Here is a 23,259-nt window from a genome sequence, read left to right as displayed (position 1 = left end):
ATAGGCAGAGCCGTTGTACTGGGACCCGTTGTAAGGGGAACCATTAGGCGGCTGCCCGCCGCTGGTCTGCCCGCCGTATGTCTGGCTTCCAGAGGGGGAGGCGCCGGGGTATGGGCCGCCGGCGTACGGGTTATTCGCGGACGGTTGCTGGCCGGGCGTCTGCTGCCACGGCTGTGTTTGAGGCCGTTGCTGCCATGGCTGCTGCTTCTCCCAAGGGGACTGCTGCCCGGACTGTGATTGCTGGCCTTCGTGGGGTTGGTGCCCGGGCGGCGCCCACGGCTGGTTCCATGCACCCGCGCCTCGTTTGGGCGTTGCGGGCCTGGGCGCGTCGGGTCCTGGCGTCTCCGGTCCGGGCATGCCTGCCGACACGGGCGTGCTGCCGTCCGGTGCATCCCGCGGCCGCTCCTGCCTGGGTTCCCCGGGCCCCGACTCCTGTGGTGACACTGATTCCTCCCCCAATACCAGTCTGCCCGCCCCGTACCAGCCGCCGGAAGGTGCGCACCGGCAGCGCGGGACATGACCCCAAGACTATAGTTCCGGCGTCGGACGGCCTAGTACTCCCGCCATGCCGGAAGCCGCTCAACAGGACAAACCCATTTCGATAAGGGAATATATAGCTATGAAGGCACGCATTCTGGTGGTAGACGATGACGAAGCGCTGGCCGAGATGATTGGAATTGTCCTCCGTAATGACGGCTTCGAGCCGGTCTTTTGCGCGGACGGAGCCCAGGCGCTGGACGTCTTCCGGTCATCGCGGCCGGACCTGGTCCTGCTCGACCTCATGCTTCCCGGCATGGACGGCATCGAGGTCTGCCGGCAAATCCGCGGCGAGTCGGACGTGCCCATCGTCATGCTGACCGCCAAGTCGGATACCTCCGACGTCGTCCGCGGACTCGAGTCCGGTGCTGATGACTACGTGCCCAAACCCTTCAAGCCCGCCGAGTTGGTGGCGCGCGTGCGGGCCCGCCTTCGCCCCGGGGACCAGAAGGCGCCCGAGACACTGCGCATCGCAGACATCACCATCGATGTTGCCGGCCACACCGTCAGCAGGGGCAATGAGCGGATCTCCCTGACCCCGCTGGAATTCGACCTCCTGGTGGCACTGGCCCGTAAACCCTGGCAGGTCTTCACCCGGGAGCTGCTGCTGGAGCAGGTGTGGGGATACCGCCATGCTGCAGACACCAGGCTGGTCAACGTCCATGTCCAGCGACTGCGGTCCAAGATCGAGCAGGACCCGGAAGCCCCGGAAGTTGTATTGACGGTGCGTGGTGTCGGCTATAAAGCAGGGGTCTGACCCCTCCGCGCGGGACGGGGAACCGGACCAGCGCACAATCCCGCACTCTGTCGTTGCCGGCATGGACCGGAACACCGCGGGCCAGGACGCCGTCGCGGGGGACACCGCGCCCCGCGACGGCGCCGCACCCGACGCTGCATCGCAGGGATCCGGCTCACAGGACGCTGGCTCACAGGGCGCGCCCGGTCCCCGGGATGGCATCACTCCCGTCCTCAGGCATGTGGGCTTCAGGGCCAGGATTTGGCAGCGGCGTGCCCTGATCGTCGCCCTGCGCGTGGCACGCCTGGTCCGCACGGGCGTCCGCCGCTTCCTTCCCGGCCTGAGGTACCTGGGCCGCGCCCTGCAGCAGCGCTGGCGCCGGTCCCTGCAGTTCCGTACCGTCCTCACCACCCTCATGCTGGCCGTGACCTCGTTTGCCGTCGTAGGCGCATACCTGTCCAACCAGATCGCCAACAACCTCTTCCAGGAGCGGCTGACCCAGGCAGAGTCGGAGACCCGTTACAACGTCAAGCAGGTACAGGACACGTTCGACGGCGCCCAGGTCACCGACCAGTCCAGCGTTATCACCTTGGTTTCGGACACGCTGAGCGCCGTGGAAGGCCGTGGTTCGGTCATCCAGCGCCGCTACGTCTTCGAAGCGATGCCCAACCAGACCAAGCCCCGGAACCGCTGGGTGGAGTCACGCGCCTCCGACCAGCTGACCGTCAGTGTCATCCCCGCGGACCTGCGGAAGGCAGTCCAGGACTCCGGCAAGGACCAGTACTGGGCCTCCACGGTCATCCCGGTGGGCACCGAGGACCGGCCGGGAATCGCCGTCGGGAACAAAGTGACCTTCAACGGCACGGTGTACGAGCTCTACCTGATCTATGACCTGAATACCGCCCAGCAGACGCTCAACGAAATCCAGAGCGTGTTGTGGGCCGGCGGTGCCGTGCTGGTCCTCATGATCGGCGCCGTAGCCTGGTACGTCACCCGCAACGTGGTCAGCCCGGTCAGCCACGCCGCCATGGTGTCCGAGAAGCTGGCAGCCGGACAGTTGCAGGAGCGCATGGTGGTCAAGGGCGAGGACGAGGTGGCGCGCCTTGGCGCTTCCTTCAACCACATGGCAGCCAGCCTGCAGGAGCAGATCACGCAACTGGCAACGCTTTCGCAGATGCAGCAGCGATTTGTCTCCGACGTCTCGCACGAATTGCGGACGCCGTTGACCACCGTCCGGATGGCGGCAGAAGTCCTCTATGACGCGCGTGATGATTTCGACCCCATCAACAAGCGGTCCGCAGAGCTGCTCTACAACCAAGTGGAGCGGTTCCAGTCCCTCCTCTCCGACCTCCTTGAAATCAGCCGCTTCGATGCGGGCGTGGCAATGCTGGATGCCGAGCCGGAGGACCTGCTCCAGGTGATCGCCCACGTCATTGAAGGAGCGGCACCCGTAGCCGCGGAGTATGGCTCCGAAATCATTTTCGCTGCCCCCGAAGGGGCGATGATCGTGGAAATGGACGCGCGGCGGATTGACAGGATTTTGCGGAACCTGATCCTGAACGCAGTCGAGCACGGTGAGGGCAAACCCGTGACGGTCACCGTCGCGGCCAATGAAACTGCCGTCGGCGTCGCGGTCCGGGACCACGGCATTGGCATGGACCAGGCACAGGCTGCCCGGGTTTTCGACAGGTTCTGGCGTGCCGATCCCGCCCGCGCCCGCACCACCGGCGGCAGTGGCCTGGGACTGTCCATCGCCATGGAAGACACAAAGCTGCACCACGGCTGGCTGCAGGCCTGGGGAAGGAAGGGGGATGGTGCCAACTTCCGGCTCACCCTCCCGCTGCGGCAGGATGCCGTGATCGCCGAGTCGCCCGTCCAACTGGAACCAAAGGACGCCACCATCCCGGGAGCGCCGGGAAGCATCCCGGCGGAACAGGACTACAAGAACATGCTGGTGCTCCAAACAGGCACCGCCAGGCCTGCTCCGGTGCGGGCACCCGAGGAGACACCATGAAGGCGGCAGCGCGCCACGCCAGGTACCCGGCGGCGCTGCTGGCGCTGCTGATCGTCCTGCTGTCGGGCTGCGCGCGGATCCCCACGTCCGGCCCGGTGGGCAAGAGCAGCGAAAGCAGCGCGGGAAACGTCAGTGCACCGGTGTTCCTGCCGGCGGCGCCACAACCGGGCGCATCACCGGAAACCATCATCGACTACTTCTACCGGGCCGGCAGCGGCTACGAGGACGACTACGCGGTGGCCCGCCAATACCTGACGCAGGCATCGGCAGTGTCCTGGAAACCGGACAAGCGCGCCCTGGTGTACCGGGAGGCCCGCGTTGTCCCCACTGGCACCGAGAACGTCTTCAACTACGAACTGGACGTCTCCTACACGGTGAACGCGGACGGCATCGCCACGCAGTCGCCGCCGGGAACAGTGGAACGTATTCCCGTGACGGTGACGCAGGTGGACGGGGAGTGGCGGATCTCCGCGATTCCGGACGGGACAGCCATCGCGGAGGAAACGTTCAAGGTGATCTACGGCGCCTACCCCATCTATTTTTACGACCCCACCTTCACTTACGCCGTCCCCGACGTCCGCTGGTTCCTGAAGAACAAGACCGTCAAGGCCATGACTAGCGCATTGCTGGCCGGCCCTGCTCCATACCTGCGCGGCGCCGTCGCCAGCGCTTTTCCCTCCGGGATCAAGCTGGCCCGTGAATCGGTGCCCGTCGTGTCCGGGGCGGCCCAGGTGGACCTGACGGCCAAGGAACTGACGGAAACATCGGCCGAGGACCGGCTGCGCATGCAGATGCAGCTGACGCTGACATTCCGAAGCCAGCCCGACGTGGTCAATGTCGAGCTGCGCGCCAACCAGGACCTGGTCCGGGTGGAGGACAACGGGAGTGTCCTTCCGCCGGTGCTGGACAAGACCGTGCCGTCGCGGCAGATCGCCATTAGCGGTAATGAACTGGTGCGGTACGAGAACAACCGGGTGTCGCCGCTGCCGGACATGCAGCCGGTTTCAGCGCTCAATCCCCGGTATCCTGCCGAGTCTCCGGTCTCGCAGACTGCGGCCTTCCTCAACGACGGCCGAACCACGCTGTACAGCATCAGCCCAGGGCAACCTGCGCGTTCCCTGACCACCAGGAGCACCCTCAGCCGGCCGTCCATCAGTCTTAGCGACTGGGTATGGACAGCGGGGCCGGGCGCCACGGGTGCCACCGAAGTGGTGGCCTTCCACCCCGCCGGCGTGGCGGAAGGAGCAGCAGTCCCGTCCGTAACGATGGCACCCGCTTGGCTCGCCGGCCGCACGGTGAAGGAACTCCGTATCTCGCGCGACGGGGTGCGCGCCCTGGTCATTTCCGAACAAAACGGCAAGTCCAAGGTACAGGTAGCGGGCGTGATCCGGGCCGGGGACGGCACACCGCGGGAGCTGACGGTGCCCATCACCTTGGTGGCTTCCAGTGATCCCGACCAAGGCGTCTGGGTGAACGGCACCACCGTGGCGGTCATGAAGGGGGCCGCCGGTACGAATGTCACGCCGGAACTTCTGTCCCTGACTTCCGGGCAGCCGCAGCAGTTGGCTCCCTGGCCGGGCCTGGTCGCCATCAGCGCCGGAAATGGCGCCGACGACCTCTACGTGCAGTCCGGGGAAGGGATCTTCCAGCGCCTCGGCAATGGCTGGTCGCCGCAAATCAAGGGGCCCATCGATCCGGCATTCCCGGGCTGATCCTCTTCTGCCCCCGAGCTGGCAACGTGCAGGCAGCGCAGCGCTTCGTCGGGTTGGGATCCCGTCTTGTCCACATAGCCGCCGGCTGGCTGCCCGCTGCCCCTGGATCTGGTCCACAGTGGGACGGTGGACGGTATGAAGCCAGGAAAGGATCCAGCCGATCGCGGCCGCAATCGTAGGCGGGTCATCGATCCCGATCTTTGCCCGCCGCCGCCCTCGGCGGCACTGCACCGCGCTGAGCACCAGGCGGCCTTCCTGCGCCTTCTCGACTGGGTGACCGGTGCTGCGGAAGAACTCCTCGCTTTGGCGGTCCCGGTGGACTGCGTGTGCTGCGGATCGGAGGACCACAGCCTTTGCCCATCCTGCGCCGGCCGCCTCCGGCAGCTGACCAGGCAGCCCTTCCGCGCCGAAAGGGGGGCGCCGGCCCTGATGGACGTTGCGGGGACCGTCATGCTGCCGGTGGTGGCAGCAGGTGTGTACCGCGACGAACTGGCACAGGGGCTGTTGTCGTTCAAGCGGCATGGGCAGCACCAGCTTGCCAAAAGCCTTGGCCGCGCGCTGGCCTCGGCAGTCAGGGCAGCAGCACGTGGCGGCACCGGGTTCCTGTTGGTTCCGGTGCCCACCAGCACGTCCGCGTATGTCAACCGGGGTTTCAGTCCCGTCCACCTCTTGCTGAAGCAGGCGGCACGGCAATTGCCGGGGTTCGACGTCGCCGATGTCCTGCGTAAGGCCCCGGCATCCGGACGCCGCTTTCCGGACCGGTGCAAGGGGCTTGTCAGCCGGGAAGCGTTGGGGGGTCAAAAGGGGCTGGGTCGGGGAGCCCGGTCACAACGGGTCCGGGGGTCCATGCAGGTCAGATCCACTGTCCGGGAAAAGGTCGCAGGACGCCCCTGCATCCTCATCGACGACGTCCTGACCACCGGCGCCACCCTTGGCGAAGCGGCCCGGGCGCTGCACCTTGCCGGCGCCCAGGTGAGGGGCGCTGTCGTGCTGGCGGCGACACGCCCACCCGACGCGCCGGACCCGGAGGCGGTACCCGCGGTACGGCCAGTGAACCACCATGACTTAGAAAAAAATAAACCGGGAAAGGATGAATAACGGGTGGCTATGAACTAACGTCTGAGGTGGGTACCAAGAACAGAATGTACCTTTCGATGGCGGCTCGGAGAGGGGCTCGACTGTCAGGCAGCCCGGCCCATGGAAGTGCCGCCGTCGTGTCACCGAAGTCATTTGGAGGGCACCATGGAGTTTATGATCAGCGGACGAAATCTGACAGTTTCAGACCGGTTCCGCGAATACGCCGGGGAAAAGATCGCAAAGATCGAATCGTTGGGTGACAAGATCCAGCGGGTCGATACGAAAGTCTCCAAGGAGACCAATGCCCGGCAGACCGGCGACCAGTTGACCGTCGAGGTGACAGTCCTGGGCCGGGGCCCCGTAATTCGTGCCGAAGCGAGCGCCGCAGACAAATTTGCCGCCTTTGACCTCGCCTACAACAAACTGCTTGAACGGCTCCGGCGGGCAAAGGACCGTAAGAAGGTCCACCACGGCCGCCACACGCCCAAGGCTGTCCGTGAAGCAACAGCCACCCTTGAACCAGCCAGCGCGCACGAACCGCTGTACCTTGAAGCCAACCGCAGGAGCGAAACCGCGCAGGCACCGGAAGAAAAATCCCCTTACGATGTCGAGAATGACATCCCGGCCGGGAGTTCGCCGGTACTGATCCGGCGCAAGGTCTTTCCCGCTGCTTCAATGACCCTCGACGATGCCGTGGACAACATGGAGCTCGTCGGCCATGACTTCTATCTTTTCGTGGACAAGGCGACCAACACGCCGTCCGTCGTGTACCGCCGCCGCGGCTGGACCTACGGAGTCATCACCCTGGACCACGAATGCGAGCCAGGGGACACTGCCGTGGAGGAAAAGGTCCTGGCCTACCGCTCGGATGACGCCGCCGCTAACGCATAAGGTGGATTAAACCACCGCCAGAGAGGACTCAATTGTCAGCAACGCTGAGCCTTGACCAGGCCCGGCGGATCGCACTGGCAGCACAGGGACTCCATAAAGGACGGCCCACTGGCCCCGTGACAGCACGGACGGTGGGCCGTACTTTTGCCCGACTGCAGCTCGTCCAGATCGATTCCGTCAACGTCCTGGTCCGGAGTCATTTCCTGCCCTTCTATTCCAGGCTTGGCAATTACGACCGCGACATCCTGCAACGCATGTCAGCCAGCCACCCCCGCCGTATGCTGGAGTACTGGGCCCACGAAGCGAGCTATATCCGGCCGGAGCATTACCACGACCTGATTCCATGGCAGAAGCGGTCCTGGGTGGGCGCCTCCCGGCTGGACCCCGTGATCCGCGCTGACGTCGCTGCCCGGATCTTGGCAGTCCTTGCCCGGTCCCGGCCCATGACCGCCTCGGAACTGACAGCCCGGCTTGGCCACGTGGAGGAAAAACAGTCGGTTAACTGGGGCTGGAACTGGAATGCAGTGAAACGCGTGCTGGAAGACCTCTTTGAAGAAGGCCTGATATCGGCGGCCTCCAGGACCGGGCAATTCGAGCGCAGGTACACGCTGACATCCAAGGTCCTGCCGTCCCCGGCTCCTGAAGTCCGGGACGTGGACCCAACGGCAGCACTCCAGCGGCTCACCGATTCTGCCGCGCTGGCGCACGGAATCGGAAGCATCCGCTGCTTCGCGGACTACTTCCGGACCCCGGTCAAAGCAACCGCCCAGGCCGTGGAGCACCTCGTGCAGCAAGGCAGGCTGGAACCTGTCACGGTCACTGGCTGGGGGCGGGACGTCTTCCGGCACGTGGAAGCGACACTGCCACGGCGTGCCACCGGCCGTGCCCTGTTGAGCCCCTTCGATTCCCTGGTTTTCGAGCGCCGACGCCTGTGGGAACTGTTCGGGTTCCATTACCGGATCGAGATCTACACGCCCGAGCCAAAACGGCGCTTCGGATACTACGTCCTGCCCTTCCTTCTCCGGGACCGCATCGTGGCACGGGTCGACCTGAAAGCGGACAGGGCTGGCGGCCGGCTGTTGGTGAGGTCCGCTTTTGCCGAGCCGGACGCGCCGGTGGACACCGCCGTCGAACTCGCTGCCGAGCTGAAGCTAATGGGCCAATGGCTTGGCCTGCCGGAGGTGGAAGTGGGGGAGGCAGGCGACCTCGCCGTGGTTCTGTCCCGGGAGCTGGCACGCCTGTAGGGAGTATCCGCTCTGAGGGAAAAGGGGCACCGGCTGCGTGTCTCTCCCGTAGACTGAACACGCCAGAATTCGGCGGCATCAGACTGGGAGCATCTTCACGTGGCATCACTTATCGAAAAAATTCTCCGCACGGGTGACAAGAAAACACTCCGGCAGCTGCGGAACTATGCCGATTCCATCAACGCCCTCGAAGACTCATTCAAGACCTTTACCGACGCCGAGCTGCGTGAGGAGACCGATCGTCTCCGCGAACGCCACCGGGACGGTGAGAAACTCGACGACCTGCTTCCGGAGGCATTTGCCGCCGTGCGGGAAGCCTCCTCACGCACCCTGGGGATGCGCCACTTCGACGTCCAGCTGATGGGCGGCGCCGCCCTGCACCTGGGCAATATCGCTGAAATGAAGACCGGTGAAGGCAAGACCCTGGTGGCGACCGCTCCCGCCTACCTGAACGCCCTCACCGGCAAGGGCGTGCACGTGATCACCGTTAACGACTACCTCGCTGAATACCAGTCCGAGCTCATGGGCCGCGTGTACCGTTTCCTTGGTTTGACCAGCGGCGTTATCCTCGCCAACCAGGATCCGGCCGTACGCCGCCAGCAGTACGCGGCAGACATCACCTATGGAACCAATAACGAGTTTGGCTTCGACTACCTGCGCGACAACATGGCCTGGGACCGGAATGAACTCGTCCAGCGCGGGCACAACTTTGCCATCGTCGACGAAGTCGACTCCATCCTGATCGACGAGGCACGGACGCCGCTGATCATCTCCGGCCCGGCCCAGGGCGACACCAACCGCTGGTACAGCGAATTCGCAAAAGTCGTGCTCCGGCTGCAGCCCGAGAAGGACTACGAAGTCGACGAGAAGAAGCGCACCGTCGGCGTCCTGGAGAGCGGGATCGAAAAGGTCGAGGACTACCTCGGCATCACCAACCTTTACGAATCCGCGAACACCCCGCTGATCGGATTCCTGAACAACGCCATCAAGGCCAAGGAACTGTTCAAGCGGGACAAGGACTACGTCATCCTGGATGGCGAAGTCCTCATTGTTGACGAGCACACCGGCCGCATCCTGGCCGGACGCCGCTACAACGAAGGCATGCACCAGGCGATCGAGGCCAAGGAAGGCGTCGAGATCAAGGCCGAGAACCAGACGCTGGCCACCGTGACGCTGCAGAACTACTTCCGCATGTACAGCAAGCTTTCGGGCATGACGGGTACCGCTGAAACTGAGGCAGCTGAGTTCATGAGCACCTATAAGCTGGGTGTTGTGGCCATTCCAACCAACCGCGACATGCAGCGGATCGACCAGTCGGACCTGGTGTTCAAGAACGAAGTTGTCAAGTTCGACGCCGTGGTTCGCGATATCGCCGAACGGCACGAAAAAGGCCAGCCCGTCCTGGTTGGCACCACCAGCGTGGAAAAGAGCGAGTACCTGTCCAAGCTCCTGGCCAAGGAGGGCATCCGGCACGAGGTCCTGAACGCCAAGAACCATGCACGCGAAGCTGCCATCGTCGCGCAGGCAGGGCGGAAGGGCGCCGTCACCGTGGCCACCAACATGGCCGGCCGTGGTACCGACATCATGCTCGGCGGCAACGCCGAATTCACTGCCGTCGCCGAGCTCGCCAAGCGGGGGCTGGACCCGGAGGAGAACTCGGAAGAGTACGAGGCCGCCTGGCCCGCTGCCCTCGAAGAAGCCAAGCAGTCCGTGAAGGATGAACACGAGGAAGTCCTGAACCTCGGGGGACTGTATGTCCTTGGCACCGAACGCCACGAGTCACGCCGCATCGACAACCAGCTCCGCGGCCGGTCCGGCCGACAGGGCGACCCCGGCGAATCGCGCTTCTACCTTTCGCTGACCGATGACCTGATGCGGCTCTTCAATTCCGGGGCCGCAGAGCGGTTGATGAACAGCTCCGTCCCGGACGACGTGGCGCTGGAATCCAAACTCGTCTCGCGGGCCATCGCTTCCGCCCAGGGACAGGTGGAAGGCCGCAACGCCGAGCAGCGCAAGAATGTGTTGAAGTACGACGACGTCCTCAACCGCCAGCGTGAGGCCATCTACAGCGACCGCCGGCGCATCCTTGAGGGCGACGACCTGCACGAAAAGGTGCAGTTCTTCATCGAGGACACCATCACGGCCCTCATCGACGCCGCAACCGCAGAAGGAAACGGCGACGACTGGGACTTCCACCAGCTGTGGACAAACCTCAAGACGCTCTACCCTGTCAGCGTTACCGCCGAAGACATCATCGAAGAGGCCGGCGGCAAGTCCAGGGTCACCGTGGAGATGCTGAAGGAGGAAATCCTTTCCGACGCCCGCCTGGTGTACCAAGCCCGGGAAGAGGTCATTGGTTCCGAAAGCATGCGCGAGCTTGAGCGCCGCGTGGTGCTCTCTGTCATCGGCCGGAAATGGCAGGAACACCTCTACGAGATGGACTACCTCAAGGAGGGCATCGGCCTGCGGGCCATGGCACAACGCGATCCGCTGGTGGAGTACCAGCGCGAAGGTTTCGCGATGTTCCAAAGCATGATGGAAGCCATCCGGGAGGAGAGTGTTGGCTTCCTCTTCAACCTTGAGGTGGAAGTGACCCCTGCCCAGGATGTGGTTGTGCAGGACGCTGCGGGGGGCCACACCGAGCACATGGACCCCCAGGTTCGCGCTGCCGGCCTGGAAGCTCCGGAGAAGCCTGCCCAACTGCAGTACACCGCTCCCTCTGAGAGCGGTGGAACGCAGACCCGGGTGGAAACCCGGTCCGGGGGCGGACGTTCCGGAAACCCTGCCAAGGCAGCAGCCCAGGATGCCGCGAAACGGCCGGCGAAGAAGAAAAAGCGTTAGCAACACCGGCAACCCCGCCGGAAGCATTGGCGGCAGCAAGCAGGGCAGGGACGGAAGCGTCCCTGCCCTGCTTGCTGCCGCCTCGCTGTTGTTCTCCGCCAATGCCCGTCCCCAAAAGAATCAGCCGATGACGAGTTCAACTATCCGCCATACCTGTTTGCTGCGCTCAAGCCGGACAGCAACGGCACGGGCGCGTACATCATCCACCACCACGGCGCTGGCCTCATAGATTCCGTCGGCCACCTCACATAACCGCACCGAGCGGACCGTCGAGTTCCGGTGCAGCCGGGCCAGCGCAGGGTTTCCAGTCCTCGTTATTTCGCGCCTGATCAGTGCCGCCCGGTGCTGCAGGGACGCCAGGCACCGGGGATCAAGGCGCCGCGCCAACTGGTGGACGGGTCGGATTCCGGCCAGGACTTCCATGGCGGCCTGGATCGTCCCCCTCGTGATCGCCCTGACTTCCGCCGCCTCATTGACCGGCTGCAGAGCTGGCTTCACCCCGGGAGGCTGGGCCCCCGGTGCCGGCGCAGGGCGCCTTTGCACCATGCCCCTCCCCCCGATTCCCCTGGTGGCGTCAATCCCCTGGACGGTCCCGACAGATGTCGCTGCAGTCATTGTGTTCTCCTGGTTCAAATCGTTTGATGGAGTGTGGCAGGCCTGCCGGTAAGGCCGCCGGCCGGAATTGGCGAAAGGCACCCGGGCCGAGTGGCCCTGGTTACGGCGCCGCAGGCGCCTGCAGTATTTGGCCGGGAAGCAGGACGTCAGGACTTCCGCCGATTAGGGCGCGGTTTGTTGCATACCACCGCGGCCATTCAAGGGCTACGTCCACGTCGGATGCCTCCGGTCCCAGATAGGTGGCCACGATGTCCCATAGCGTGTCGCCGGCGATTACGGTTACTGCGGTTCCCTCGCCACCCGAGTCTGGACCGGAGGTACTTCTCGTTTGCGGTCCCACCAGCAAACCGGGTTCCACCATCGGGGGAGCTGGCTGCCAGCCGGGGTCGAGTGTGGCGTCAGGAGGTTCACTGCGTGAACTGCGCGCCGTCGCAGGGTCTTCAAGCGCTCCTGGCGCGTCGTCCGCAACAACCGTTGGCGTTGGGACCTGCGTACCGCCAGCGCCAAGGGTCCTGCCTCGCCCCTCAGCAGTGCCCAGGGCCGCAGGGTCCGATGGAACTGACGCTGCGTATGCCTGGGTCGGCGTCCACTCAGGCCCAGGTGTGGCCGGCGCGGCATTCGCCGCGGCTCCTGCCACAAGTTGCAGCGACAGGGCGGCAACCACCGCCCGCCGCATAAAGGCGGGAGACAGCCTGCGCGCGGCAGCCGCCGCACGCCGTCGTCCGAGGTGTTCCAGCAAAACCGACGCACCTGCGGCCAGGATCGAGAAGGCCCACCACAGCAGAAGGCCCAAGCCGGCCGCCGCCGCGGCCGCCCCTAAAAGAACGCCGACGGGTGCTTCCTGGTTGCGGGCCGCCGAGGTCTGCCACTGTCCAAGCAGGCCAACCCCCAGGAAGCAAAGCAGAATGCCCAACGCCAGAAGGGCCAGAGCCATGACGGCATTGGACCACCCCGCCTCTTTGGAACGTGCCATTACTACTCCTTTAATGCGGTTTGATGCTGTTTGATGCCACTTGACCAAGTCTGCTGTGAACCATTGGCATTTGTCCATACGTTGGAGAGGAAAAGGCGAAGCCGTTGACTGACCGGGCAGGGCACCCTACTCTGTCGGGATGCGCTGGGATGCTCTCTTCAACGACATGGAAAGCCAGTTCGCGGAGGCCGACCGACTGGCGCTTGACAGCGAGATCAACGAGCGGACCCGGGCTGAGATGGTCAGCGTTCCGCTCGAGCACCGGTTGCGTGCGGCCGTCGGGTGCCGCATCGGCGTTTACCTGCTTTGTGGAGAATCAGCGCGCGGGGAACTCAGGCATGCCGGAGCGGACGCACTGGTCCTCGACGAAGATCAGCACCAAGTGCTCATCCCCTATGCTGCTGCGGCGCGGTACGTCGGGCTCGGTAGGCACGCGTTGCCGGAAAACTCACCGGTCCGCCGCTCAATTGGGCTTGCCCACGCCCTCCGTGGCCTTGCCCGCGACCGTGCGGAACTGTCCGTGACCATTTCAGGGGGAGGCGGCGCACTGCGGCTGGCCGGCGTTATCGACCGGGTCGGCAGGGACTATATAGACCTGGCCTCGGTCACTCCCGGAGAGGTGCGGAGGAGCCGGAGTGTCCGTGAAGTGTCAGCAATCCCCTTCACTGTCCTGGCCATGATCAGGTCGCCCAAGGCCGGCTGACTCCGGCCGTGGACCTGTGAAGGGGGTGAGGCGTCAAACGGACTTGGAGCGTGACTCCTGAATCATGCGGCTGGCCTCGGCGTAGCGTTCCTCGATGTATTGCTCCAGCATCTTCTCTTCCACCCGCCATTGCCCGCGGCCGCCGACCTGGATGGCCTTCAATTCGCCGCTGCGGACCAAGGCGTATGCGGCAGGGGAGTTGATCTGGAGTTGCTCTGCGACATCTGCAAGCGTGAGGAACCTTGGCATGCATCCATTTTGCCATCAACTGGCATCTTATGTGCCTGTTATCCACAGTTTGGCGGTATTTGGATAATTGACTTTTGTTCGCGTGGCCTTGCGGTAACAATGAGAAGTCCGGCCAGAGCGGGCAGGTCCGGTGTACCTAGGGGGAGAACGGTATGGTTCCTGATTCAAGCACCACTGCGCCACGGCTGAAGCGCCCTTCGTGGAAGGACCCGCGGCTGCTGGTGGGCATCCTCCTGGTCCTGGCATCCATCGCGGGGGTCATCTTCCTGGTGGGCAGCGCAGACCGAACCACCGAGGTTTACGCCGCGCGGGAGGGCATTGCTGTTGGCGAGCGCCTGACGCCGGAGAATGTGGTGCGCGCCAAGGTCCGGCTGGGCGACACGGAACAGCACTACATCACAGTGGAGGCCGGCCTGCCCCAGGATGTCGTCGCCATGCAGAGGATTGGAAAGGACCAGCTTGTTCCCCGGGCGAGCCTTGGTGCGGTGGACCAGCTGAACCGAAAGCCCGTTGCCCTCAATGTCGAGCAGACTTTGCCCTCGCAGGCAGTCGCCGGTGCCCGCGTAGACGTCTGGGTGGCCCAGCCCGACGCGAAAAACGGTTTCACCGAGCCCAAGCTCATCCTTCCCGGAGCGGAAATTGCAGAGGTCGCCAACGGGTCCACCGCGCTTGGGTCGTCGAAAACCACCGTGCTCATGGTCCTGGTCGAGGACAAGCAGATGCCTGCCTTGCTGGGCGCCCAGGCAAATGAGGCAAAGATATCCGTCGTCTGGAACCCGGGCGGCGCCCGATGAACATTCCCGTCGTCACCGTCGGCCAAAGCCGTGAGGACCTGGTTGGGGGTCTCGAAAGACTGCACGGTCCGGTCACGGTGGTACGCCGGTGCGCGGAACTTCCCGAACTGCTGTCGGCCTGCCAGAGCGGACTGGCCCGGGCGGCCGTGATCGCCGATGGGTCTGAAGGGTTAACGGCTTCCCTGGTCGACCGCCTTGGGGCAGTTGGCGTCGCGATCATCGCGCTGACCGACAACGCGGAGGAGGCTGCGAGGCTCCGCAAAATTGGCGTCGCCTCGGCGTTGACGCGGGTTGAGTCGGCGGAGCTTTCCGACAAGATTGCCGACGCCGTCGCGCAGCTTACGGGCGCGGTCCGTCCGGTCAGCCTCAGCACGGCCGCTGATACCGGAGCTGCGCTGGCAACCGTTCCTGTGGGGCCGGAGCAGGAGGCGGAAGGGCGCGGAACCGGAAGGCTCGTCGTCGTCTGGGGGCCAGCGGGATCTCCCGGAAGGACCACGGTGGCAGTGAACATCGCGGGCGAGATGGCGGCCGACGGCCAGGACGTCCTCCTGGTCGACGCCGACACATACGGCGCCAGCGTGGCCGCAGTACTCGGTCTCCTAGACGAATCGGCCGGGCTGGCCCAGGCATGCAGGCTCGCCGATCACGGGCAGCTGGATGCGGATGCACTCCGAAAGGTCGCCGCCACCGTCGCTACGGCATCAGGGCAGTTCCGGGTGCTGACGGGCATCACCCGGGCGGATCGATGGACAGAAATCCGTGCCACGGCCCTGGCGCTGGTTCTTGAGCGGGCCCGGGAAATCGCCGATGTGGTAGTGGTCGATACCGGCTTCTGCCTGGAAGCCGACGAGGAACTGAGTTTCGATACCATGGCGCCGCGCCGCAACGCGGCCACACTGCGCCCGCTGGAGCTGGCTGACACCGTCTATGCCATCGGCGCCGCTGATCCCGTGGGCGTACCCCGGATGGTGCGTGCGCTTGCCGAGCTTGGAGACGCAGTTCCGCAGGCGTCACCCACCGTCCTGATGAATAAAGTGCGTTCCTCCTCCGTCGGGAGGGATCCGGAGCGCCAATTGCGCGATGCTTGGGACAGGTACGCGCCGGCCTCGGAACTGACGGCATTCCTGCCCCATGATCGCCGTGCCGCCGACGCCGCCCTCCTGTCAGGATCCCTGCTGCTGGAGGCTGCCCCGGATTCGGACCTGCGCCGGGCAATCCGCGAACTCGTTTGTGCACCAGACCAGCGAAAGCGCAGATCCTCTGTAATTTCTTCCACACCATGGCGAAGGGCGAAGGACTAGGCTCGCCATAAGAGCTGCAAAGGTGCGGCGAATATCTCTGATGGAGGCGTTGTCGATGTCGTCTGGATCCAGTGTGGAGGACCAGCCCCTCTCTATTGAAGGCCTTGAGGGTTTCATGGGGGACTACTACCAGCACCTGGCTGAGGAGGATGCGCGCAGCTACCCGCGCGACGTGCTGGAAGCCCGGGCTGAAGAGCACCGCCGTGCAGCTTCCGTAAGGCAGCCAGGTCAGGCCAGGATCTCGATTGTCGACGAAGAAGACAGCAGCGTCATCTTCGTCGTCACTGACGACATGCCATTCCTGGTCGATTCGGTAAACGCCGAACTTGTCCGGCAGCACGCCGCCATCAAGCTTGTCGTCCACCCGCTTTTCGTGGCCACCCGCAACCGGGAGAGCGGTGAGCTGGTCAAGGTCAACAGGGTGCCGGCGCACCTCGGGATATCCAGCGGGGACACCGCTGCGATGCCCAACCTTTCCCACCTGATCGCGCAGGGGGAGAACGCCTCCCACATGGAGTCGTGGATCGCCGTCGAAATCCAGCGCGTCCCGGACGAAACGAAGACATCGTTGCTTGAGGGCCTGACCCGCGTGCTGAACGATGTCCGGGCCGCCGTGGAGGACTGGCCCAGGATGCGCCAGAAGGCGCTGGAAATCGCCGAGAGCCTGGACCGCGTGGCAAACTCAGCGCAGATCGCCGAACTCCGGCAGGCGAAGGACCTGCTGCGGTGGCTGGACGACGGGAACTTCACGTTCCTCGGCTACCGTGAATACGACCTCCTCAACGTGGACGGGGAAGACGTCCTCGAATTGCGCGAGGACAGCGGGCTCGGGCTGCTGCGCGCGGCCGCAGACTCCCCGCACATCCAGCACCTGACCGACACCGGCCGCAAAAAGGCACGGGAAAAACGTGCGCTCGTCATCACCAAAGCCAATTCGCGTTCCACCGTTCACCGCTCCGCCTACCTGGACTACATCGGCATCAAAAGCTTTGACGCTGCGGGGAACGTCAACGGGGAGCGGCGCTTCATTGGACTTTTCGCCACCAGCGCCTATGCCGGTTCCGTCCGCGACATTCCCATTGTCCGGGAAAAGGTGGACGCCGTGCTGCAGAATGCAGGCTTCCCGCCGGACTCGCACTCCGGGAAGGACCTGCTGGGAATCCTGGAAACCTACCCCCGCGACGAGCTGTTCCAGATCGAAGTCCCCGACCTTGCCGCCACCGCGCTGGGAATCCAGAAGCTGCAGGAACGGCGGCGCACCCGCCTGTTCCTGAGGCCGGACATCTATGGCCGTTTCATGTCCGCTGTTGTCTACCTGCCCCGTGACCGCTACACCACCAACGTCAGGCTCCGCATCGAGCAGGAACTGCGGGAAACGTTCCAGGCAGTCTCGATCGACTACGAAGCCCGCATGACGGAATCTGCCCTTGCGCGGCTTTTCTTCCGCATCCGCCTGCCCAAGGACGCCGACGTTAGCCACGTGAACAGCGATGAGCTGGAAAAGCGGCTGGTCCGGGCCGCCCGGTCATGGAGCGAAGGCATCGCGGAAGTCCTCCGCGAGGGCCGGGATCCGGCCGAGGCCAAGGAACTTGCCGCCATTTGGGCCGAGGCGTTTCCGGCCAGCTACCGGGTGGACTACGAAGTAGAGGACGCGCTTGAGGACATTGCTCGCTTCGAGAAGTACGGTGCTGCGGCCGAGCGGAGCACCGGCGCGCAGCAGGACCGGCCCGGCGTGCACGTGTACCTTCCCGAAGGCGCCGGAGCCACGCTTGAGGAAGATGCCCGGGTGAAGCTCTACATGCTGGAGCCCAAGAGCCTGAGCCAGATCCTGCCGTACTTCCACAACCTTGGACTGGAGGTCCTGGATGAGCGGCCGTTCGAAATCGAAACGGCGGACCACCGGGACTTCTTCCTGTACGACCTGGGGCTGAAATATCCGGCGGCAGTGGACCCGATGTCCACGGGCGGGCTGCTGGCCGAGTCCTTTGGTGCGGCCGTCACCGGCGCCGCGGAATCGGACAGCTTTGACCGGCTGGTACTCCGGGAAGGGCTGCACTGGCGGCAGATCACCATGCTGCGGGCATATGCCCGTTACATGCGCCAAATGGGCAACAGCAGTTCCTTCGGCTTCATGGCGGACACCCTCCTTGCCAATCCGGACGTGACCAGGGGCCTGACCGCGCTCTTCGCCGCCCGCTTTGACCCCGCACTCGGGGAAGACAGCCGGGCCGAGGCCCAGGCGTCCGTGCGGCAGGAACTGGCAGCGGCCATCGAGAAGGTGGCAACGCTCGACGCCGATCGGGTGCTGCGGACTTTCGTCAACCTGATCGAGTCGACCCTCCGCACCAACTTCTACCAGGACAAGCCCCACCTCAGCTTCAAGCTGGATCCGGCGCAGATCGAAGGGTTGCCGTTCCCGCGGCCAATGTTTGAAATCTGGGTGTACGCTCCCCGGGTTGAGGGTGTGCATCTTCGGTTCGGCAAGGTGGCGCGCGGCGGGCTCCGCTGGTCCGACCGGCGGGAGGATTTCCGGACCGAAATCCTGGGCCTGGTCAAGGCACAGACAGTCAAGAACGCCGTGATCGTGCCTACGGGGGCAAAGGGTGGCTTCTTCGCCAAGCAGCTCCCGGACCCGTCCGCGGACCGTGCCGCCTGGATGGCGGAAGGCGTCGAAAGCTACAAGACCTTTATCAGGGGGCTGCTGGACCTTACTGACAACCTGGTGACCGAAGGTGACGGCCAGCGGCTCGTGCCGCCGTCGAACGTTGTCAGGCATGACGACGACGACTCCTACCTTGTGGTCGCGGCGGACAAGGGCACGGCTACTTTCTCCGATATCGCCAACGGATTGTCCGCCGAGTATGGTTTCTGGCTGGGCGACGCCTTCGCCTCCGGCGGATCCGTGGGCTACGACCACAAGGCGATGGGCATCACGGCCCGCGGCGCCTGGGAATCGGTGAAGCGGCACTTCAGCGAGCTGGACCTGGATACACAGACCGAACCGTTCACCGTGGTGGGCGTGGGGGACATGTCCGGGGACGTGTTCGGAAACGGAATGCTCCTGTCCCGGCACATCCGCCTGCTTGCCGCCTTCGATCACCGGCACATCTTCCTGGATCCCAATCCGGATGAGGAATCCTCGTTCGCGGAGCGGCAACGGCTGTTCGAGCTGCCCAGGTCCTCGTGGGACGACTACAACAAGTCGTTGATCAGCGAAGGCGGCGGGGTCTTTGCCCGTCAAGCCAAGTCGATTCCGGTGTCCGCGCAGGTACGCACCGCGCTGGGGCTGCCGGCCGACACCACCGAACTCAGCCCGCCGGAACTCCTGCGCGCCATTCTGCTGGCACCTGCCGACCTGCTGTACAACGGCGGAATCGGGACCTACGTCAAGGCAAGCTCAGAGTCCAACGCCTCTGTGGGTGATAAAGCCAACGACGCGATCCGCGTCAACGGCCGGGACCTGCGTGTCAAGGTGGTCGGCGAGGGCGGAAACCTGGGCATGACACAGCGCGGCCGCATTGAAGCAGCCCTGCAGGGTGTCATCCTCAACACGGACGCCATTGACAACTCCGCTGGCGTGGACTGCTCCGACCACGAGGTCAACATCAAGATCTTCGTGGACCGGATGGTTGCCGCCGGCAAGCTGCCTGCCGATGATCGCGCAGACTTCCTCGCGTCGATGACAGACGAGGTGGGCCGTCTGGTCCTGGAAGACAACATCGACCAGAACATCCTGCTCCTGAATGACCGCACCAGGGTGGCGGAGTGGAGCCCCAGCTACGAACGGCTCATGGACTGGCTGGAGAAGACCGCAGATCTGAACCGGGACCTGGAAGCGCTGCCCAGCACTGAAGCTCTTCGGGAGCGGCTGCAGCAGGGGCAGGGGCTGACTTCCCCGGAGCTGTCGGTGCTGGCCGCTTATGCCAAGATCGAACTGGCATCGGCCCTGCGCGACAGTGAACTCGCGGACGATCCGTGGTTCCGTGGGACGTTGCGTTCCTACTTCCCACACCAGTTGCGGGAACGCTTTGACGCGGAGCTGGACACCCATCCGCTGCGCCGCGAAATTATCGCCACCGTGGTGGCGAACGACATGATCAACCTGGGCGGTATCACCTTCGCCTTCCGGGTCATGGAGGAAACGTCGGCCAGCGAAGTGGCGGTTGCCAAGGCTTTCGTAGCGCTGCGCGAGGTGTACGAACTCGACGCCATGGTGTCGGAACTGAACAGCCTGCCTGCTTCGTTCCCCACCGAGCACTGGAGCGCGGTCCACTTGGACATCCGCCGGCTCCTGGACCGGGCAGTCCGCTGGCTGCTCAGCCAGGAAAGTGTTTCGCGCCCCATCGCCGAGGTGGTGTCCGAATTCAAGCCGCTGATGGATCCGATGCGGGCCCGGCTGCTCGACTATCTGCGCGGTGATGACCGCGAGCGGGTGGCGGCGTGGCTGGCCAAGGGCCGCGAGTGGCAGCTGCCCGAAGACCTGGCCCTGCGCTGGGCCGAGCTGTTCGAAAGCTTCGTCCTGCTGGATATCGCCAAAATCGGCCGCTCCCGGAAGGACCCCGTCGAGGAGATTGCGGCCGTTTATTACACGGTGTTTAACCGTTTCCACGCGGACTCGCTGCTGGAACGGATCAGCAGCCTGCCCCGGCAGGACCGGTGGCAGGCGCTGGCCCGTGCGGCGTTGCGAGACGACCTCTACTCGACAGTGTCGGACATGACGACGGCGGTGCTGGACGCCACGTCCGCCGCCGAGTCACCCGACGCGCGGCTCAAGGACTGGGAGGCCCAGAATGCCGAGCAGCTGGGCAGGGCCAAGAGCATGTTCGATGAGGTGAACGCCCTGGAGACCGACGACATGGCCTCACTGTCGGTAGCATTGAGGCTCTTGAGGTCAATCGTCCGACGCTAGCAAGCCGGCGTCGAAAATGGAGGTGCAGTGGCAATCTTTACGGACCCCATCAGGGAACACGCTGATTTCGGGCCGGGCGATGCCGAATGGCTGCACCTCCTGGTGGGGGACTGGCAGATGGTGGCGGACCTGGCGTTCGCCGACCTCGCGCTGTGGTTCCCCCACCCGGAGCTTGGCTACATTGCCCTGGCACACGTGCGCCCCTCTACCACCCACACCGCGTTCCACAGTGACTTTGTGGGCGAAGGCATCAGGTCCGATCTGCAACAACTTGTGGACAAAGCGTGGAACAGCAGGACCATCGAGCGTTCCAGCGAGACGAACTGGAACAGCGAGATGGCCCTGCGGGTGGAGGCCGTTCCCATGGTCCGCAACGGCCGCACCCTCGCGGTGGTCACCACGCACATGGATCTGTCCAGCTCCCGGATGCCGTCCCGGCTGGAACTGACCTACCGTCAGTGCGCTTACGACCTCCTGCGGATGGGCACCCTGGGGCTGTGGCCCGATTTCGCCTCGCCCACCGGATCCCGCCGGGGCGCTCCCCGCGTGGGGGACGGCCTGATCAGGCTGGACGCCGATGGCGTGGTGCAGTATGCAAGCCCCAACGGCGTGTCGGCCTTCCGTCGGCTGGGTGACGGCGAGTCCCTGGAGGGCCGTTCGCTGGCTGAGGTTACGGCCGGCCTGCTGAAAGACCGTCGGATGGTCGATGAGACCCTGCCGCTGGTGGTGACGGGGCGCATGCCCTGGCGCAGCGAAATCGAGTCCCGCGGGGTAAGCCTGTCCCTCCGGGCCATTCCGCTGCGCGACGAGCAGCAGCGGTTTGGCGCGCTGGTGCTCTGCCGCGACGTCTCCGAACTGCGCCGGCGTGAGATGGAACTGGTGACGAAGGACGCCACTATCCGGGAGATACACCACCGGGTCAAGAACAATCTCCAGACCGTGGCTGCACTCCTGCGGATGCAGTCCCGCCGCATGGTGAGCGACGAGGCAAAGCAGGGCCTGGAACAGGCGATGCGACGTGTTGCCACTATTGCACTGGTTCACGAGACTTTGTCGCAGGGCCTCACCCAGAGTGTGGATTTTGACGAGCTGATCGGGCGCCAGTTCCGGTTGTCCGCGGAGGTGGCGTCCCCCTCCCAGCAGGTCAGGACCGAGCGGGCGGGCACATTTGGTGAACTCCCCAGTGATCTCGCAACCCCGCTTGCCCTGGTCATCAACGAACTGGTGACCAATGCCGTTGAACATGGGCTTGAGGGCAGGGCGGGAACAGTATGGCTTATTGCCGACCGGTCCGAAGGTGAGGACGGCGAGGAGTTGACGGTCACTATTGCCGACGACGGCGTGGGACTTCCCGAAACCCCGCACGTCGAGGGACTGGGCCTGCAGATCGTGCGGACCCTGGTCACCAGCGAACTGGGCGGCACCATCACGTGGCAGCGGCGCGAGGGCGGCGGCACCGAAGTCAAGATCCGGCTGAGCCTGGCGGGCAAGTAAGGCGCAGCCTTCCAGACTGCCTTCCTCCGGGCGTGCGCCCGCAGGAAGGCAGGAAGGCCAACGCTGGCAACGAGAACAAACAGAGGCCCTGGGACAATCCATCTGGATTGTCCCAGGGCCTCTGTTTTAGTCGACCTGTGCTCCTGCCCTGCCGTTGCGGACTCTAACTAGGAGGCGCGGCGTGCACGGGCAGCGCGACGTTTCAGGGCGCGGCGCTCGTCTTCGCTCATGCCGCCCCACACACCGGCATCCTGGCCGGACTCCAGGGCCCACTGCAGGCACGTGTCCACGACGGGGCACCGCCGGCAGACGCTCTTGGCTTCCTCGATCTGCAGGAGGGCCGGTCCGGTATTCCCGACGGGGAAGAACAGTTCCGGGTCCTTGTCGAGGCACGCTGCGCGATTACGCCAATCCATGCTGATCAGTTGCTCCATTTCTGGGAATTGCCTTTGTGAAATTATTCACTAGTGGCTACAAAGGAAAAGGGCCCTTTGGGCCCCCTTGGTCATCTGCATCAAGCCTGTCATGTTAACGCTGTGTAAACAAGGGGTAATAACGCCCGAAATCCCACGAAACCTGAGCGATGCATCACAGTGACGGCCGGCGCCCTCACCAGTGTCCGACTATGTCCGGTAGGGTGCCAGTGTGTCAAGACCCCCGGTGAACCCAGCAGGTACCCCATCTTCTCCCGATGACTCCGGTAGTGGCGCTGACCGCCCAACGGCCCGGCCGACCACGGTGCCTGCCGGGGCCAAGGTGGTAGCGCTCGTGGCAGCTGCCGAGGCCTCCGCCCTCCTGGTGGCAGCCGGATGGTATGCCTTCGAATTGCTGTCCGGGAGTCCCGTCCTGTCCTTCTGGGGCGCAGTCTTCACCATGGGCCTCCTGCTTGCCTTTTCCGCATGGCTTTATGCCGTGGCCGTCTTTCTCTACCGGGGCCTCCGGTGGACCAGAGCGGCTGCGCTGGTGGCCCAACTGTTCGTTCTAACCATCGGGGTGCCGGCAATGACCAGCGGCCTGGTCCTCGTGGGCCTCGCAATGGTGGTTCCGGCGGTCATCGCTATCGTTCTGCTGTTTTCCAACAGGGTGATAAACCATGCCTCGCGCACAGGGGCCGCGCCGCCGACCCTCTGACCCGTGCCTGTGTCTTCCAGTCCGTAACGGAAAGGCTT

General features: G+C 64.6%; 17 protein-coding genes. 13 read left to right on the top strand and 4 right to left on the bottom strand.

What is annotated here, in order from left to right; all coding sequences use genetic code 11:
• Positions 1-619 precede the first annotated feature (619 nt).
• The 7 genes from mtrA to secA all read left to right on the top strand — a co-directional run bounded on the left by mtrA (position 620) and on the right by secA (position 11,052).
• On the top strand, positions 620-1,294 hold the full coding sequence (mtrA, locus tag LFT49_RS13905; protein WP_018768515.1) for an MtrAB system response regulator MtrA: 675 nt from the start codon (positions 620-622) through the stop codon (positions 1,292-1,294).
• Between the two features lie 61 nt (positions 1,295-1,355).
• Positions 1,356-3,287 carry an MtrAB system histidine kinase MtrB gene (gene mtrB, locus LFT49_RS13900; RefSeq protein WP_237428524.1) on the top strand — a complete coding sequence of 644 codons (1,932 nt, stop codon included), beginning with the start codon at positions 1,356-1,358 and terminating at the stop codon, positions 3,285-3,287.
• Positions 3,284-4,999, top strand: coding sequence for an LpqB family beta-propeller domain-containing protein (locus tag LFT49_RS13895; protein ID WP_237428523.1), 1,716 nt, complete (start codon positions 3,284-3,286; stop codon positions 4,997-4,999). The genes mtrB and LFT49_RS13895 overlap by 4 nt, the downstream gene beginning before the upstream one ends.
• Positions 5,000-5,134: 135 nt before the next feature.
• Positions 5,135-6,097 (top strand): ComF family protein, encoded by a 963-nt coding sequence (locus LFT49_RS13890; RefSeq protein WP_237428522.1) that lies wholly within the window; start codon positions 5,135-5,137, stop codon positions 6,095-6,097.
• A gap of 144 nt (positions 6,098-6,241) precedes the next feature.
• The gene (gene hpf / locus LFT49_RS13885; RefSeq protein ID WP_236798917.1) at positions 6,242-6,967 is read left to right on the top strand and encodes a ribosome hibernation-promoting factor, HPF/YfiA family; all 726 of its coding nucleotides are present in this window, start codon (positions 6,242-6,244) and stop codon (positions 6,965-6,967) included.
• A gap of 32 nt (positions 6,968-6,999) precedes the next feature.
• A complete protein-coding gene (locus LFT49_RS13880; RefSeq protein WP_237428521.1) occupies positions 7,000-8,211 on the top strand; it encodes a winged helix-turn-helix domain-containing protein in 1,212 nt (403 codons plus the stop codon).
• 99 nt (positions 8,212-8,310) lie between these two features.
• A complete protein-coding gene (secA, locus tag LFT49_RS13875; protein ID WP_236798915.1) occupies positions 8,311-11,052 on the top strand; it encodes a preprotein translocase subunit SecA in 2,742 nt (913 codons plus the stop codon).
• A gap of 120 nt (positions 11,053-11,172) precedes the next feature.
• On the opposite strand, the gene LFT49_RS13870 is transcribed toward secA, so the two are convergent.
• Together LFT49_RS13870 and LFT49_RS13865 are read right to left on the bottom strand one after the other, a co-directional pair.
• Positions 11,173-11,550 carry an Rv3235 family protein gene (locus LFT49_RS13870; RefSeq protein ID WP_236820081.1) on the bottom strand — a complete coding sequence of 126 codons (378 nt, stop codon included), beginning with the start codon at positions 11,548-11,550 and terminating at the stop codon, positions 11,173-11,175.
• A 217-nt stretch (positions 11,551-11,767) separates the two neighbouring features.
• The gene (locus LFT49_RS13865; RefSeq protein ID WP_237428520.1) at positions 11,768-12,640 is read right to left on the bottom strand and encodes a LysM peptidoglycan-binding domain-containing protein; all 873 of its coding nucleotides are present in this window, start codon (positions 12,638-12,640) and stop codon (positions 11,768-11,770) included.
• A 139-nt stretch (positions 12,641-12,779) separates the two neighbouring features.
• Between LFT49_RS13865 and LFT49_RS13860 the strand changes: the two genes are divergently transcribed.
• On the top strand, positions 12,780-13,343 hold the full coding sequence (locus LFT49_RS13860) for a hypothetical protein (RefSeq protein WP_236820071.1): 564 nt from the start codon (positions 12,780-12,782) through the stop codon (positions 13,341-13,343).
• Positions 13,344-13,376: 33 nt separating this feature from the next.
• Here the strand turns inward: LFT49_RS13860 and LFT49_RS13855 are convergent, their stop codons facing one another.
• Positions 13,377-13,592, bottom strand: a complete 216-nt coding sequence (locus LFT49_RS13855) for a helix-turn-helix domain-containing protein (protein ID WP_018768505.1) — start codon at positions 13,590-13,592, stop codon at positions 13,377-13,379.
• A 152-nt stretch (positions 13,593-13,744) separates the two neighbouring features.
• Here LFT49_RS13855 and LFT49_RS13850 point away from each other — a divergent pair, with 152 nt between their 5' ends.
• The 4 genes from LFT49_RS13850 to LFT49_RS13835 are packed head-to-tail and all read left to right on the top strand — an operon-like array spanning position 13,745 to position 22,090.
• Positions 13,745-14,386 (top strand): hypothetical protein, encoded by a 642-nt coding sequence (locus tag LFT49_RS13850; protein ID WP_236820069.1) that lies wholly within the window; start codon positions 13,745-13,747, stop codon positions 14,384-14,386.
• Positions 14,383-15,687 (top strand): AAA family ATPase, encoded by a 1,305-nt coding sequence (locus LFT49_RS13845; protein ID WP_237428519.1) that lies wholly within the window; start codon positions 14,383-14,385, stop codon positions 15,685-15,687. Before LFT49_RS13850 ends, LFT49_RS13845 begins: the two co-directional genes overlap by 4 nt.
• A 55-nt stretch (positions 15,688-15,742) precedes the next feature.
• Entirely contained in the window at positions 15,743-20,596 is a 4,854-nt protein-coding gene (locus LFT49_RS13840) for an NAD-glutamate dehydrogenase (protein ID WP_237428518.1), read from the top strand.
• 27 nt (positions 20,597-20,623) lie between these two features.
• Positions 20,624-22,090 carry a sensor histidine kinase gene (locus tag LFT49_RS13835; RefSeq protein ID WP_237428517.1) on the top strand — a complete coding sequence of 489 codons (1,467 nt, stop codon included), beginning with the start codon at positions 20,624-20,626 and terminating at the stop codon, positions 22,088-22,090.
• A gap of 167 nt (positions 22,091-22,257) precedes the next feature.
• On the opposite strand, the gene LFT49_RS13830 is transcribed toward LFT49_RS13835, so the two are convergent.
• Positions 22,258-22,506 carry a WhiB family transcriptional regulator gene (locus tag LFT49_RS13830; RefSeq protein ID WP_003804966.1) on the bottom strand — a complete coding sequence of 83 codons (249 nt, stop codon included), beginning with the start codon at positions 22,504-22,506 and terminating at the stop codon, positions 22,258-22,260.
• Between the two features lie 322 nt (positions 22,507-22,828).
• On the opposite strand from LFT49_RS13830, the gene LFT49_RS13825 reads away from it, so the two are divergent.
• Positions 22,829-23,221, top strand: coding sequence for a hypothetical protein (locus tag LFT49_RS13825; protein WP_236822042.1), 393 nt, complete (start codon positions 22,829-22,831; stop codon positions 23,219-23,221).
• The last annotated feature ends 38 nt before the right edge of the window (positions 23,222-23,259 follow it).

The organism is Arthrobacter sp. FW306-06-A, from assembly GCF_021870055.1.
GTDB lineage: Bacteria > Actinomycetota > Actinomycetes > Actinomycetales > Micrococcaceae > Arthrobacter.
Note: the sequence above shows the minus strand (reverse complement) of the source record. Positions and strands in the feature narration are given on the sequence as shown.